Source organism: Desulfogranum aggregans, assembly GCF_055398265.1.
Genome location: NZ_AP042447.1, coordinates 3,055,490 through 3,070,901 on the forward strand (window position 1 = coordinate 3,055,490; position 15,412 = coordinate 3,070,901).

15 protein-coding genes and 1 riboswitch are annotated in these 15,412 nt (G+C 53.1%); of the genes, 11 read left to right on the plus strand and 4 right to left on the minus strand.

Annotated features, from left to right (window positions below):
- The first annotated feature begins 104 nt into the window (after positions 1-104).
- From ACZ52Z_RS13440 to ACZ52Z_RS13465, 6 genes are all read left to right on the plus strand, one after another.
- Complete coding sequence (locus ACZ52Z_RS13440; RefSeq protein ID WP_464267291.1) at positions 105-950, plus strand: transporter substrate-binding domain-containing protein; 846 nt, start codon at positions 105-107, stop codon at positions 948-950.
- A 71-nt stretch (positions 951-1,021) separates the two neighbouring features.
- Positions 1,022-1,678, plus strand: coding sequence for an amino acid ABC transporter permease (locus ACZ52Z_RS13445; protein WP_464267292.1), 657 nt, complete (start codon positions 1,022-1,024; stop codon positions 1,676-1,678).
- 4 nt (positions 1,679-1,682) lie between these two features.
- Positions 1,683-2,348 carry an amino acid ABC transporter permease gene (locus ACZ52Z_RS13450; RefSeq protein WP_464267293.1) on the plus strand — a complete coding sequence of 222 codons (666 nt, stop codon included), beginning with the start codon at positions 1,683-1,685 and terminating at the stop codon, positions 2,346-2,348.
- Between the two features lie 2 nt (positions 2,349-2,350).
- Complete coding sequence (locus tag ACZ52Z_RS13455; protein WP_464267294.1) at positions 2,351-3,154, plus strand: amino acid ABC transporter ATP-binding protein; 804 nt, start codon at positions 2,351-2,353, stop codon at positions 3,152-3,154.
- Between the two features lie 11 nt (positions 3,155-3,165).
- Positions 3,166-3,765, plus strand: a complete 600-nt coding sequence (locus ACZ52Z_RS13460; protein WP_464267295.1) for a DUF1989 domain-containing protein — start codon at positions 3,166-3,168, stop codon at positions 3,763-3,765.
- Between the two features lie 23 nt (positions 3,766-3,788).
- Complete coding sequence (locus ACZ52Z_RS13465; RefSeq protein ID WP_464267296.1) at positions 3,789-4,916, plus strand: M20 family metallopeptidase; 1,128 nt, start codon at positions 3,789-3,791, stop codon at positions 4,914-4,916.
- A 62-nt stretch (positions 4,917-4,978) separates the two neighbouring features.
- Here ACZ52Z_RS13465 and ACZ52Z_RS13470 read toward each other — a convergent pair whose 3' ends face one another.
- Together ACZ52Z_RS13470 and ACZ52Z_RS13475 are read right to left on the minus strand one after the other, a co-directional pair.
- Entirely contained in the window at positions 4,979-7,345 is a 2,367-nt protein-coding gene (locus ACZ52Z_RS13470) for an SLC13 family permease (protein WP_464267297.1), read from the minus strand.
- Between the two features lie 362 nt (positions 7,346-7,707).
- Entirely contained in the window at positions 7,708-8,721 is a 1,014-nt protein-coding gene (locus ACZ52Z_RS13475) for a zinc-binding alcohol dehydrogenase family protein (protein ID WP_464267298.1), read from the minus strand.
- Between the two features lie 322 nt (positions 8,722-9,043).
- Between ACZ52Z_RS13475 and ACZ52Z_RS13480 the strand changes: the two genes are divergently transcribed.
- The 4 genes from ACZ52Z_RS13480 (at position 9,044) to ACZ52Z_RS13495 (ending at position 11,964) form a co-directional block, all read left to right on the plus strand.
- Positions 9,044-10,039, plus strand: coding sequence for a DMT family transporter (locus tag ACZ52Z_RS13480; RefSeq protein ID WP_464267299.1), 996 nt, complete (start codon positions 9,044-9,046; stop codon positions 10,037-10,039).
- Between the two features lie 134 nt (positions 10,040-10,173).
- A complete protein-coding gene (locus ACZ52Z_RS13485) occupies positions 10,174-10,488 on the plus strand; it encodes a hypothetical protein (RefSeq protein ID WP_464267300.1) in 315 nt (104 codons plus the stop codon).
- A 218-nt stretch (positions 10,489-10,706) separates the two neighbouring features.
- Complete coding sequence (locus tag ACZ52Z_RS13490) at positions 10,707-10,895, plus strand: twitching motility protein (protein ID WP_464267301.1); 189 nt, start codon at positions 10,707-10,709, stop codon at positions 10,893-10,895.
- A 109-nt stretch (positions 10,896-11,004) separates the two neighbouring features.
- Positions 11,005-11,079, plus strand: a riboswitch (cyclic di-GMP riboswitch).
- Positions 11,080-11,295: 216 nt separating this feature from the next.
- Positions 11,296-11,964: a class I SAM-dependent methyltransferase gene (locus tag ACZ52Z_RS13495; RefSeq protein ID WP_464267302.1), complete on the plus strand. Its 669-nt coding sequence runs from the start codon at positions 11,296-11,298 to the stop codon at positions 11,962-11,964.
- A 190-nt stretch (positions 11,965-12,154) separates the two neighbouring features.
- Here the strand turns inward: ACZ52Z_RS13495 and ACZ52Z_RS13500 are convergent, their stop codons facing one another.
- Together ACZ52Z_RS13500 and ACZ52Z_RS13505 are read right to left on the minus strand one after the other, a co-directional pair.
- On the minus strand, positions 12,155-13,495 hold the full coding sequence (locus ACZ52Z_RS13500; protein ID WP_464267303.1) for an FAD-binding domain-containing protein: 1,341 nt from the start codon (positions 13,493-13,495) through the stop codon (positions 12,155-12,157).
- Between the two features lie 84 nt (positions 13,496-13,579).
- Entirely contained in the window at positions 13,580-15,109 is a 1,530-nt protein-coding gene (locus ACZ52Z_RS13505; protein WP_464267304.1) for a cryptochrome/photolyase family protein, read from the minus strand.
- A 133-nt stretch (positions 15,110-15,242) separates the two neighbouring features.
- Between ACZ52Z_RS13505 and ACZ52Z_RS13510 the strand changes: the two genes are divergently transcribed.
- Positions 15,243-15,407, plus strand: coding sequence for a DUF2256 domain-containing protein (locus ACZ52Z_RS13510; RefSeq protein WP_464267305.1), 165 nt, complete (start codon positions 15,243-15,245; stop codon positions 15,405-15,407).
- Positions 15,408-15,412 lie beyond the last annotated feature (5 nt).

Below are 15,412 nucleotides of genomic sequence, written 5' to 3' on the forward strand. Positions count from 1 at the left end.
TCTTATAGTAGCAAAATACACCTCTGAGCATTTGGGCACACTTCCTGCTTTATTTTTCCAAGATCACGTACTCTCTATAAATATTCTTGGAGGTAAAGAAACCCATGAAACCCACCACGCTCCACCTCATTTTGTTGACTCTGCTCTGCATATTGTTCGCCCCCCTCACATCCTCTGCACAGGCAGATCTGCTGGAAGAGATTAAGAACAAAGGTGAACTTGTCATTGGAACCGAGGCCGCCTTTCCACCATTTGAGTTTGTAGAAAACGGCAAAATTGTCGGCTATTCCGCTGATATGCTGGCATTGATCATAAAAGATTTGCCAGGTGTGAAGGTCAAGCAGCTCGATATTCCTTGGCAGGGAATCCTTCCCGGCCTGGCGGCAGGCAAATTCGACTTCATCGTCACCTCAGTAACAGCAACGAAAGAAAGGGCCGATCGGTATGCGCTCAGCCTGCCCATTGCCGATGCCACGGTAGCACTCCTGGTGAAAAAGGCTTCTCCCATCACAACCCCTGAGGATGTTGCAGGCAAGGCGGTTGCCTCACAAACCGGTTCAGCACAGTTAAAAGCGCTGCAGGGCCTTGCCGAAAAACTTGCCGCTCAGGGGACACCGGTAAAAAAAATACAGGAATATGTTTCCTTTGATGAAGCATATGCTGACCTAGCCGTTGGCCGGGTGGACGCTGTCGCACAATCCTTTCCCAATCTCGCGGATGCAGTAAAAAAGCGCCCCAACATGTTTCGGATTATTACCCCGCCTTTCGGACCTAAGGTCTATTTCTCCTGGGCTGCACGAAAAGACGAGGCGAGCAAATCACTTGCAGGATTTTTTGATGCCGGCCTGCGCAAGCTCAATGAAAGCGGAAAAATGGAAGAGCTGCAGGTTAAGTGGTTTGGTTTTCCCATGCCTGTTCCGGCTGACGCCCTTCCTGCCCCTATCCAGTAAATCAAGTGCACCTGGTAACAATATCCCCAGGGAACGCGGAACGTTGTTCCCTGGGATGATGAGGCTGCCCTATGGACCTTGACCTGACCCTTATCACCACTAACCTGCCGGTGTTCCTGCGCGGAGCGCTTGTAACCCTCCTGGTCTCACTGGCAGCAATCGCCATCGGCATGGCAGGAGGCATCCTGGTTTGTCTTGCCAGGCTGTCCAGCAAACGCATCCTTGCTTATGGCGCCAGAATATATATCAGCGCCTTTCGCGGCGTGCCTATCCTGGTACTGCTGCTGATCGTCTACTACATCCTGCCGGAACTGGGGATTGAGACACCGCCGCTGGTGGCGGCTGTCGCCGGCCTGTCGCTCAACACCACGGCGTTTCAGGCTGAAATTTACCGCGGAGGGTTTGCCTCGATCCCGACCGGCCAGATTGAAGCTGCCCGCGCTTTGGGGATAAGGCCTTTACGGATATACGGCAAAATCCTCATTCCCCAGGTCATGCGGAAGGTTATGCCTTCACTGATCAATGAAATTATCATCTTGCTTAAAAACTCGTCGCTCATCTCGGCGATTGCCGTTACCGAACTCATGCGGGTAAGCCAGACCTTGGTCGCCTCTTCTTATCGCCCGCTGGAAATCTACGTGACGACAGCAATTATCTACCTGATGATGACCATGACCATTGCGGCAACCGGTTCGGCGTTCAGCAGGAAAATGCAGGCTGCAGGGTAAAATCATGAATATTTTTTTGACCTACTGGCCCCTTATTATCAGCGGGATGGCGGTAACCATCAGGATCTGTACCGTAGCGATCCTTCTCGGCCTGCTCCTCGGCCTGGCAATCGCACTCCTTCGGCGATTAAAGTGGCCCCCAATCGGCTGGCTGTGTACGACCTATATTGAATTATTCAGGGGCACCCCCATCCTGATCCAGCTGTTTCTGCTCTATTATGTTGCCCCCCACTTCGGCCTGATGCTGAATCCTGAGCTGGCCGGGATAGTAGGACTGTCGCTGTATGGCGCTGCCTACTATGCTGAGATTTTTCGCAGCGGGCTGGAATCATTTCCCAAAGGGCAGCTGGAAGCAGCCGCCAGCCTGGGTATCAGCAAGGTGCGTACCTTCAGAAAAATAGTCCTGCCTCAACTGGCGGTCCTGATCATGCCACCATCCATCAACCAGTCCATTACCCTGTTGAAAGACTCGGCGGTGCTGTCCATCATCACGGTGCCTGAACTTACCAAGATCACTACCCGAATCATTAACGAATCCTTTGCCACCACAGAGCCGCTTATTATCCTGGGGGTGCTTTACTGGCTCTTGGCAGAACTCTTCGCACATGCAGGCGCGAGAGTGGAGCGTCGGCTTACCCGTTACCTGAGACCCACAACACCCGTACTTTAGCCATGCCACATACACAACACACCGTACCCATTATCTCCATCCAGGACCTTCACAAGAGCTACGGTGATATTGAAGTGCTCAAAGGGATCGATTTGGATATCTACCCTTCCGAAGTGATCTGCTTTATCGGGCCTTCCGGATCAGGAAAATCGACCCTGCTCCGCTGTATTAATTTTCTCGAGGTCTACCAGGAGGGAAAAGTACTGATCGGCGGCGAGCAGATCGGCTACCAGGCAGTACATGGCGACAGCCAGCGACTTGCTCCGGAAAGCCACACCCGCGCCATGCGGGAAAGCCTGGGAATGGTCTTCCAGCAGTTCAACCTGTGGCCGCACATGACGGTGCTGGAAAACGTGACCGAGGCGCTGCGTTCGGTCAAGCTGCTCGGCAGAGACAAGGCTTTCCGCAAAGGCAGCCGGATGCTCGAAAAAGTGGGGCTGCTCGAAAAGGCCGAAGCCTATCCGCTGGCACTTTCAGGCGGCCAGCAGCAACGGGTGGCCATTGCGCGGGCACTGGCTATGGAGCCGGAGATAATGCTCTTTGACGAGCCCACCTCGGCCCTTGACCCCGAACTCGTCGGTAGCGTGCTTGAGGTCATGAAGGATTTGGCCGCGGAAGGAATGACCATGGTGGTCGTTACCCATGAAATGGGATTTGCCGCGGAGGTGGCCAGCCGAGTGGCCTTTCTTGACGGCGGGAAAATAGCGGAACTCGGACCGCCTGAAATTATTTTTAATACACCTCAAAGCCCGCGACTCCAGAGCTTTCTCGGCGACTGGAAAGGCGCGGGTAGCAACCAGCACTGAAGGAGTAAACGATGAACAACCTGCAGACAATACCAGCCCGAAAAGGCATGGCAGCACCCCTTGCGCAAGGCCAGAGTATCAAGATCATCAATACCCATGGTTCGCAGATCGTCGACACCTGGGCGTTCAGCACCCATGATCTCACCGAGTTCCTGTCAATGGAACACATGCGCGCTTACCTGAACAAAGTCATTCCCGGAGAGGGTGATATCCTGGCGAGCAATCGACGACGCCCCATTCTCACCTTTGTAAAAGATACCTCACCAGGCGTTCACGATACCCTTATTGCCGCCTGCGATATTCACCGTTATGTCGGGCTGGGCATTACCGAATATCACGACAATTGCCAGGACAACATGTATGCCGCCATGTCCGCCCTCGGATACAGAGCGCCGGAATGTCCCAGTCCGTTGAACTTATGGATGAATACTCCAGCAACCGACAACACCATCCAATGGCTGCCTCCAGAATCCAGCCCCGGCGATTACGTGATCTTACGGGCTGAAATGGACTGCATCGTGGCAATGTCTGCCTGCCCACAAGACATCGTACCGATTAACGGTGAACTCTGCCAGCCTACGGAAGCGCACTTTGAAATCATCACCTCCTGAACGTAACCGCCTACAGATATCGTATGACACCCACATCTGCATCCGTTGCACTTGCCCAACAGCTCATCGGATTTGACACCCGCAATCCCGGCAGCAACGAAGAGGCCTGCATTACCTTCCTGGCCGACCTGCTCGGCAAGGAAGGTTTCCGCCTCACCCGGTTGTCCTTTGCGGCCGATCGTCCGAGCCTGGTGGCCCGCATTGGCGAAGGCAAGCGACCCGCACTTTGCTTTGCCGGGCATATAGATACCGTTCCCCTGGGCAAAGCACCATGGTCGCACGACCCTTTTGGCGGGACGATCAAAGACGGAAGACTCTATGGCCGTGGCTCCAGCGATATGAAAAGCGGGATAGCCGCCATGGTCACTGCAGCCCGAACGCTCAAAAAAAAGCTGACCGCAGATGACGATCTCATACTCGTGATTGCAGCCGGAGAGGAAAGCGGCTGCCAGGGGTCTTACCACCTGGCCGAGCATGCCCACCTCCTCGGCCTGGCCGGGGCAGTAATCATCACCGAACCGACAAACAACTACCCGCTGATTGGTCACAAGGGCGCGTTATGGCTCAACATTTCTTTCAGCGGTAAAACGGCTCATGGAGCAATGCCCCATGAGGGGGTAAACGCAGTCCATAAGGCTGCCGAGGCGGTACAGCGGCTGCAGGCATTCTCTTTTAATGCCGCCCCCCACCCCTACCTGGGCTCAGCCACCCTCAATATCGGCTACCTGCATGGCGGCATCAACGTCAACTCTGTACCGGACCACGCCGAGATTGGAGTGGATATCAGAACCATTCCCGGGATGGACAATGACGGTGTTCTCCAGCAAATCGGTGGGCTGCTCGGCGACCAGGCCCAGATAACGCCAATGGTGGACGTATCTTCCTTGTGGACCGACCCGAATCTTCCTTGGGTACAGGACGTCTATGCACTTGCGGCCCCTGTGCTGGGAGAAAAACCACGCCCCCGCACGGTAGCGTTTTTTACCGATGGCCCTCCCCTACACGCTGCATACAGGCGCGCGCCTACCATCATTTTAGGCCCGGGCGATCCGACCATCGCCCATCAAACGAATGAGTATTGCCGGGTTCAAGATATCGACAATGCCACCCGGCTCTACCAGCAGATCGCAGAGCAATGGTACGGTCTGTAAGGTAAGCAATCCGCGGGAGGTGCAGGACCGATCTTCTCCCGCCAGGGTCCAAACACGGGGACCTACACGACGAGCGGCCAGAAAAGCGGAATAACGATCATCAGCAGGACCAATATGACCAGCGTCAGCGGCAGTCCGACTTTTATATAATCGATGAATTTATATCCCCCAGGACCCATGACCAGCACATTGGCCGGGTGGGAGATGGGCGAGGTAAAACTGGAGGAAGCGGCCATGGCTATGCCCATCATCAGCGGATAGGGAGAGATCCCCAGTCCTGTAGATGTTTCGAGCGCAATAGGCACCATCAGGACCACCAGGGCAGCGGTGGGTATAATACTGGTGGCGGCAAAGGTAATACTGAGCAGCCCGAACAGTACTCCGTAAGGGCCAAACGGACCGAGCACGGCGATCACTTTTTCCGCTACCAGGGAGGCGGCCCCGGTTTTATCCAGCGCCACCCCGAGCGGCAGCATGCCCGCAATCAGGAAGACCGCTTTCCACTCGATGTTACGATAGGCCTCTTCCATGGTCAGGCACTTGGTCAACACCATAAACGCTGCCCCGATGACGACCGCGATATATATCGGCACCCAACCGAAAAAGACCGGCAGCAGCACTGCTGCCATGATGGCAAGCGCTGTCTTGGCTTTCTCCTCCAGCGCCGGTTCCTGCATTTTTTCGGTCAAAACTACAAAGTCAGGCTCCCGTCCGAGGACCGCCAGTTTTTTCCACTCCCCATACAACAGGAGCGCATCCCCAAGTTGAAGCTGGAGATCGCGCAGCCCGGTACGGATGACCTTTCCCTTCCGCCAGATGGCCAACACGGTCAGTCCAAACTTTTCCCGGAATCGGATATCCTGCAGGGTTTGTCCTACAAGGGCGGAGTGGGGCGAAAGGATCACCTCCACCATGCCTACCGTATCGGTCTGGAGGATTGATGGGTCCTCCACCAGCTCCTGTTCTTTGTCAAAAACCGCTTCCAGCCCCTGCATGAGCATGATACCCACCAGGTCCGACATCCCGGAAACCACCAGCCGATCACCCGGTTCAAACATCACATTGGAGGAAGGAACCACAGCGCTATTGTTTTCCCTGATGATCACCAATATCTGCACATCAAGCGCATCGCCGAGACAACTCTCGGTAACGGTCATCCCGAGCAATCGCGAACCATTGGGAATCGTAAAGAGACGAATCCTCTTTTCTTTTTCATACTTCCTCTTCACCTCCTCATCATCAAGCACAACCGGCGGCATGATGCCCTCCACCTCTGCCAGCTGACCGATACTGCCGATGGGGCCGTGCACAACCAGCACATCCCCGGGGGCCAATCTGCGGGATTTGACATTCATGCTTATTTTTTGCTCTGTTCGCACAATTTCCAGGACATTGAGTCCATATAGATTACGAAATCCCAACTCAGAGAGTGTTTTACCTACCCATGAACAGTTGGCTGAAAGCTGGACCTCAGCCACCTGCATCCCGTACCCATGCAATACACTCTCATCCTGGAGTGTCTTTTCAGACAGCAGCTGCCCCCAATTATTCATTTCCAGGATCCGGTCAAGACGGCCTTCAACAATCAACTCATCACCTGAGAGTATTTTTTCCGCAGAGCTTGGTGCGAGCAGGGTCTGGCGCCCTCGGCTGATGCCGATCACATTGAGACCAAGCCTGGAGCCGAGATGACTCGAAGCCAATGTATGGCCAACCAGGGCTGATTTTTGGGGAATATGCACCCTGAATAGCCGCTCCTGGATGCGATACTGGTGCATGACCTGCTTTTCGTCATCGTGTTCAGAGGCAAACGCTGCCTGCTTGGGAAGAAAACGCGTGCCGACAAAGGTCACAAAGAGCATGCCGACGGCCATGACAATCACCCCTACCGGTGTAAAATCAAACAGACCGAACGGCACCAGTCCATTGGTGCGGAGCGCTTCACTGACCAGGATATTGGGAGGCGTGCCGATCATGGTGGTCAGTCCGCCGAGCAGGGAACCATACGCCAGTGGCATGAGTAAAATGGAGGGGGATTTACGGGTCTTGCGCGCAATATCCATGACCACCGGCAACATAAGCGCGGCCACGGCCACATTATTCATAAAGGCGGACAATCCCCCGGCAATGACCATGATCAGGAGAATCAACCGTGCGTCTCCGGTTCCCGCAATCTTGAGCAGATTCCGCCCAAGAATATTGGCAATACCGGTACGGGTCAGCCCGCCGCTGAGAATAAATACTGCCCAGATGGTGACCACCGCAGGATTGCTGAACCCGGCCAGGGCCTCGGTGGGCGTCACCAAACCGGCAACAGCCAGCACCCCCAGCACCAACAGGGCCAACACCTCAAGCGGCATAACTTCGGTTATCAAAACAACGATGACGACAAGAAGAATGCCGAGAACCTGGAGTATTTCCGGTGTCATTCTATGTAGCTCCTCAAAGGATTTCCACGTTCATACCTTGCCCTCCCCGCAGCGCTGTATTCGCTTCCCGCCTACAGGGCAAAGAGTAGTTTTGAAGAAATATACCTGAACATGCCGGTTCGATACAGCGTTATCCTCATCTCCCCCATTTTGACTCTTCTCAACCAGTTTCAGCTTGTTCATATCTGTTGAGGTATATGATGCCCCCTGCTTGTTTCTCTTGCATGATGGGGGCTGGGTTGTGCTTGTTATCGAACAAGGAATTAATCTCAGATGTACGTAACGCTGCAATCCCCGCACTGTAGGGTAAATAAAGCGAATGGAATAAGCCGGAAAAAAGGAATAAGTGTACTGAGACAGGGCTACAGCACAAGCACCTGCTTACCCATCATGGCACCGCTCTCCTGGCGGATGTGCATGGCCTGGATATTCTCCACTGTCAGGCCGGTGAGAGTCTCCTGCCTGGTGGCAACCAGGGTGCCGTCGTCCAGCAGCTCGGCCACAGCGGCAAGCAATTTTCCCTGCTCGGCCATGTCCTCGGTCTGGAACATGGACCGGGTGTACATAAATTCCCAGGCAATGGACACGCTCTTGAATTTAAAGATGGTGAGGTCCAGCGATTCGGCGGGGTCATCAATCAAAACGATACGGCCCTGGGGACGAATGCATTCGGCCATGGCGGCCCAGTGACGCTCCATATGGGTGGTGCAGAAGATGGCATCCACCCCGCTTTCCCCTGCAGCCTTCAGCTCTTCGTCCAGATTGTTCCGGTGGTTGAGCACCGTATCAGCACCCAGCTTGCTGCACCACTCAACGGTTTCCGGCCTGGAGGCAGTTGCCAGCACCTTCAACCCGGCCCAGCGGGCCAGCTGAATAGCCACTGACCCCACTCCCCCGGCACCGCCGATGATCAGCACACTTTTGCCTGTGTTGGCACTGGCCCGGGCGATAAAACCAAGCCGCTCAAACAGGCCTTCCCAGGCGGTAATGGAGGTGAGCGGCATGGCTGCCGCATCTTCCGGGGAGAGGGTAACCGGGGCCTTTGCCGCTATGCGGTAATCCACCAGGTGATACTCGCTGTTGCACCCAGGCCGGGTGAGGTCACCTGCATAATAGACCCTATCGCCGGCTGAAAATCCGGTCACGCCTTCCCCTGTCCGCTCAACAACCCCGCAGACATCCCAGCCAAGCACCCGGTCCTCTTCTGTCCGTTGGCGAACCTTGGTATCCACTGGATTCATGCCAACAGCCACTACGCGGACCAGGAGGTCCCTCTTTTCCGGCTCAGCAACCGGTATCGTCTCCAGACGAAAGGCGTCGTTGTCTGCTGCGCTGCTTCCACTTTTTGCCAGTACTGCCTGCATCATGCTTTCCATGTCGCTTCTCCGTATCGGTAGAACGTTGATTGCTGGCTTGAGCTGTTGAAGATTTCCTGACCGGCAGCCTCCAACAGAAAACCCTACACTATGGTTGGTGTGGTGTACATCGCTCTCCACCTTTGTGGGCTATACTATAGACAGCTCTGCGCCTTGTGCCCGAAAAAAACAGCATTCATCAGTTTTGCCACTGAAGTGAGTCCATGACGATTCACCCATAACGCAAATGCGTTCCTTCCCGTCCTCCTGAACAAATGCCCAACACCATACACCAGGTATTTCCTGCATTCCACACGGGTTTTTCTTGTGCAAATTGAGTAAGATGCCGAATGCAAACCGTATCAACCGATTTCCCATACCCTCTCCCCACAGCAACACCCGGTACACGATGCAAACAGAAAACCCTCTTTTAACCTATATCGCTCTCCTGCTGGCGGTGCTCTTCTGGGGCCTTTCCTTTGTAGCCACCAAGGTCGCCCTCCAGAGCTTCACCCCTTTTTGCCTCATCTTTTTCCGTTTTTTCACAGCATCGTTTTTTTTCCTGTTCCTGTTCTGGCGAACCGGCTTTCAACCGCTTACAAAAAAGGAAGTCTACTCCCTGATGCTGTTGGCGGTGATGCAACCAGGCCTCTACTTCACCTTCGAGACCATTGGCCTGCAGTATACCTCGGCGACCAAGACTTCGCTGATTATTGCCACCATACCAGTAGTGGTGCTGTCGCTTTCCGCGTTGTTGCTGAAGGAGCGCGTTAGGGCTATCAACCTGCTTGGCATTATGCTCTCTCTTGCCGGGGTAGGATTGCTGGTGTTCGGCAGCGCCGGGCAGGCAGAACTGGAGGGTATGCTGATCGGAGACCTGCTGGTCTTCGGCGCCGTACTGTCCGCCTCGGCATACATGATCATGGCCAGACGTTTAGGAGCGAGCATACCTTCACGACAGATTACCGGCATGCAGATCATTTTTGGGGCAATACTCTTTTTCCCGGCCTTTCTTTATGATTTGCCGAGATTCAACCCAAAGGCGGTGACCAGCGAAGCCTTGCTGGCCCTGGTCGGGCTGACCCTGTTTGCCACTATCGGTGCATTTCTCTGTTATAATTATGCCCTTACCAAAATTCCTGCGGCCAGAGCATCGGTTTGTATCAATGCTATGCCGGTGGTTACCGCCTGTGGTGCGTGGCTGCTGCTCGGTGAGTCATTAACCGTGGTGCAGTTCTGTGGTGCCGGAATTGTCCTCTTTGCCGTATTTTTGGCCAATCACGCGCCACAACCGAAAAAGGCCGCGCTTTCGCCGGCCCCCATTGGCCGACGCCGGTAAAAGCAAAATGCGGCCTATGCCTCGTGACAGCGGCAACCAAAAAAAACATCACAGAGTATGGTCTGGCGGGAAAGAATGTATTACTGCTTCAAAGAGAGAGTATATTTTCCAGTGTCCCCTCAAGAGATATTGTCATGAAATTCAACGACCCCTTTGGTCGTATGGAAAGCCGGCATCAGCAGGGCTACGAATCCATGCGTGAAACCATGCGTAACAACGGTATCGATACCCCGAAAGCAGCGAGGGAAATCATACACCAGTCAAAAAAACGGGCCCTGCAATACATGGCGATTGTGTTGGCGGTTCTCCTGCCTGCGACCTGGCTTATCCCGAGGGCAATGCCGCTCACTCTGAGCCTCGCCCTTTTCCTCATCGTGTGGATTGCCAGTTCCGCCATCAACGGTCAACGATATATCCGACGCTACATTGATGAAGACCTGACCCCATGACTGCTCGGAGCCAGGTTACATACCCTGTCTGTTCGTTGGTGCTCACTGAGCAACACAGATTAAGCTGTGCACCAGAGAGGAGCGGATGCCCACTGGTCTAACCGCAAGATCGTTGGCGAGCAAATCTTGGCGGTGAGACCAAAAAACCGGCAAACAGCATTGACAAAGAGCGTGCGCCTCAGCAGAAGATGAAAAAAACTATTCACAGGAGGGAGTGTATGGAATTAGAGCTCACCGAAAATCAGGCAGCGTTGATCCTGACCATTGATGATGCAGGAGAGGTCTCTGTGGATGTCGGTTCTTCTGACACGAACAGTTTGCCGGCTGAAATTTGCAGGGCAATCGCCTTGAAGCTGATCCAGGATGAAGCATTCCAGGAAGAGTTGATTGACTCCATAAACGAATAAAAAATGATCCAGCTGTAGGTCGGTGGAAGGATCGGTGGTGCCGTGAGGTTGACACCAACCACATGGTGGCATAACGTTTTCCTATGATTCAGTAGTCCGACATACTCAGACGTTCGAAAACCAAACCTATTGCGAAGTAGGGGCGGAAAACCACGGGTCTTTACAAGACAGCCGGGCTGCCATCTTGAGTGGTAACCCGGCTTTTTACTTTGAGCCACGTGTGCTTACCCACCCACCTCGGTCGTTTCGATTCTCCTCTGAGAACAGGGATTACAGGAACATGGAATCTGAAACGATTACCGGAGTTGAGGGAGTGGGAGTGGACTGTAAGGGCAGCATGTTCAGGCTCAACCGGAACATGCCCCCCACGGGCGCATGATTCAACAGTGGAGATGATTCTATGCAGCACACAAAAGAGGCGACACAGCAGCTTGCACGCCTGTATGCCGATCGAGGTGATCCGGACGGATGGTTTGAAGAATTCTATACGCGTGCCGGGGGCGATATTACCAAGGTATATTGGGCAGATCTCAAGCCTAACCCCCTCTTGCTTGACTGGGTAGAGGCCAATAGGCGTTCGACCGGATACAAGGCCGTCATCGTCGGTTGCGGACTGGGAGATGATGCAGAGGCATTGGCAGCAACAGGATACCAGGTCACGGCGTTTGATATTGCCGGCTCGGCCATAGAGATGTGCATGCAGCGTTTTCCGGAGAGCCTGGTTGATTATCAGGTTGCAGACCTTTTTCGCCCTCCGACCCATTGGCGCCACTCCTTTGACCTGGTCTATGAATGCAACACAGTGCAGATTCTGACCGGTGTCAATCGCCAACGTGCCATCCAGGCCATCACAGGCCTGGTTGCTCCTGAGGGGCACCTGATCGTTTCCTGCCGCAGCCGACTGAAAACGGATGATCCAGATGCATTTCCGATTCCGCTGGACCGGGAGGAAATTGAAGGCTTTGTGCGTGCAGGGTTAACAGAAACTGCATTTCTCAGTTACAACGATGATCAAAATCCGCCTGTGCCCCACTATTTTGCGGTCTACAGAAGGTTGCTCTCATCTTAACACCCGGCATTGCACTGTAGCGCACGTTGGCCCTGACAGCACATTCCTCTGCCATTATTTCGGACCGGTAAGCTGTCTCTTTCTCTGGGGAAACAGTTGCCTGGGGTATCTCCTCTCTCCCTCCTCACTCTCCGTTTTCATCAATATCCCTGACGGGAATGCAAAGACAACTGCGGCACCATCCATAGGGTCAATTCGGCAAGGATACCGGCAGCGCCTCCTCGGGCACGTCCCAGCGCTGCTCCATTCCCCAAGTTCTGTACGCACCGTCAGGATCGTATTTCCGGGCCTGAAGCTGCATGTTGAATTTGCGCGATGGACGGGGATCAGCCCCCACACCTGCCAGATAGGCCCAGTTGCCCCAGTTGGACGACACATCGTAATCCACCAGTAAATACTCGAACCACTGGGCGCCCCACCACCAGGGGACGTGGAGGTCGTGGATGAGATAACTTGCCGCACACTGCCTGGCTCTATTGCTGATGGCACCGGTAAAGAAAAGCTCTCGCATAATTACATCCACAAAGCGTTCTCCGGTTGTACCACGTGCCCATGCCCTGAAATTTTCCCAGTGACGCAAAAGAATATCGCGATCAGCCGTTTGAAACGTCATCGGCTGGCTGCTGCCTGGAAATTTCCAATGTACGGTGTCATGGAGTCCCGGGCTCCGTATGCCTTTCGTGCCGCGTGGCCTGAAGAAATTCACTCCATGTTTTGCATGGAGAAAATAAAAATAATCGCGCCACAGCAGCTCGAACAGCAACCAGTAGGTTGATTCGTTTTTCGAGTATCGCTGCTCAAAATCCAGGATTGCAGATCCAATCTCTCCAGCCTGTATGGCGTGCACAGCCAGCCATGGAGAGAGCCTGCTTGAATAGTCTCCTTGACCAAGCCCGTTTCTCGTCTGTTTGTACGTAAGGATCTGTTTATCTCTGAAGATGTAGTGCTCAACGCGCTTCCTGGCTTCGGATCCGGTTGGGGACAGCCTTTGATACCCTCCTGCAAAATTATAGAATGCGTAAGGTTTCCTCTCAATTTCCTTTCTGAATTGACTGAATGTCTGAGGAAGCGAAGCCAATGCAAACGGCAGTTCTTCTGGGGCAAGAAGGGTATTGGGGCGAAACTTTTTCCATGCTACGTCGGCGGATGTTCTCCGCTTAACGGCTGCCATAAAACCGAGTTCTTCACTCCCGATATGAGGGTAATACCAGATTTCAGCTTTTCCAGGCAGCGCTTCAAGCCTGGCCACATAGCGTTCGATGCCTTCAGCACTGGTCGTGAGTTCATAATCGTGCTCTTTGTACTGCTCATGCAGGAGTGCAATACACCTCTGGTAATGATTTAAACGGTGCTGAGACATTCGAGGAACACCAAGAAAACTATTGCCCAGCTCCTCCGGGCACCCCGAGGAATCAAGGGTGAGAAGGCCTGAGAGTTGAACGTTCTGGCCATGGATTCTGCGGAGTTCCTCCAGCGGGGCATGGAGGTCAAAGTGTTTCCAATGCCAGATAATTCGATTCGTTTTTTTCACTTGCCCCTCCTGTAATGACGATGCACCTGGAAGATTTCAGCCACTGGGATGCATGCATACTGTCCACATCCGATATCCGGGATTCTACAGATGGTCCATGTTGCGCAGATAGCTTTCAGCCTGCCTGACAATACGCTTTTTCTGGTCACTGGTCATCTGGTGGAGTTTGCTGTACATCATCTTCATCCGATGATTGGACTCGAACCGTTCTTGATGGCGAAGAAGAAAATTCCAGTAAAGAGCGTTAAAAGGGCAGGGATTGTTTTCAGTTCTCTCTTTATTGTTGTAAAAACAGGAAGCACAGTAGTTGCTCATTGTGTTGATGTAGTTTGCTGAAGAGATATACGGCTTGGTGGCAATGATACCGCCATCAGCAAACTGGCTCATACCCCTCGTATTGGTGATCTCAACCCATTCAATCGCATCGATATAGATGCCAAGATACCACTGATCAACAGCATCGGGGTGGACCCCTGCCAATAAGGCAAAATTCCCGGTGACCATGAGCCGCTGAATATGGTGGGCATAGGCTTTTTCAAGTGATTGGTCGATCGCGTGCTTGAGGCATGCCATTTTAGTGCGACCGGTCCAGAAAAAAGCAGGAAGCGGCCTGTCATGCTGGAGTCTGTTTTCTTTGGCATATGCGGGCATTTGAGCCCAGTAGACCCCTCTCATAAATTCCCGCCAGCCAATGATTTGCCGAATAAAACCTTCTACGGCAGCAATACTGATATCCGCCTGCCGCCGGTAATACCCTATGGCATTGTCCACAACCTCCCGTGGATCGAGCATTTTCGTATTCAAGGCAAAGGAGATCCGGGAGTGAAATAATGACCAGTAGTCCGTATGCATGGCATCCTGGTATTTCCCGAAATCCTTCAGGCAATTTTCAAAGAAAAACTCCAGCAATTCCAAACATTCTGACCGTTGCGTTGGCCAAATAAAACGGTCTGGATCTATGGCACCAATGGTTTTTATGCCTGCTTTGTTTATCCCCTCGACAAGTGCAGCAACGTTATGGCTGAACTCCTTGGGGGTAATGACCTCTTTGTTTTTCGGCAGTTTTTTTCTATTTTCCTTATCATAGTTCCAGCGCCCGCCCTCTGGTTCAGCACTTTCCATCAACCAGCCGTTTTGTCGACGTATATGTCGGTAAAAGGTTTCCATCAGGTACTTTTTGGTACCAAAGAATGTTGCCAGGGTTTCTCGTTCAGTGAGAAAATGTTCGGTATCGTAACTGCGCCAGGGAACGTCAAGCTGTTTACACAGTTCCTCTAACTGGTTATCGAGCCGATACTCATCGGGCAGGAGATATTCAAAGCATGCAAAGCCGTTCTGTTCAATGGCTGTGATGATCACTTCAGCAAGTGTATCTTCACTCTTCCTGTCGTCCATGAAGACATAATGCACCTGATGTCCGCAGGATCGAAGCCACCTGGCAAAGTTTCTCATGCTGGAACAGTACGCTACCACCTTTTGAATGTGATGAGTTACATAAGTCAGTTCCTGCCGTAGTTCCACCATCAGATAGGTGACTGAATCATCTCTGGAGGCGAACCAGGAGTGTTTGCTATTGAGTTGATCTCCAAGCAGGAGACGGAGTGTCTTCGCCATTGGTGCCCCCTCTATCTTTGCATATATTTTTACTGCTGCCATTTTCTCTTGTACACATCGTACTTAGATTCCACTTGGAGAGAAAGAGGCAACAGGAATGACGTCATAGCTCTGTTAGAATACTATTAAACTGATGAAAGAGCGTGAAAAAATATGCCCGGTGTGCCTGCGGCCATTTAGCTGGCGAAAAAAATGGCGCAATTGCTGGCAGGAGGTACGCTACTGCAGTAAACGTTGCCGCCGATCCAGGCGAAAGCTGCAGCCCCTGTGTCCCAATGATGACACCGCTCAGAAATAACGCTA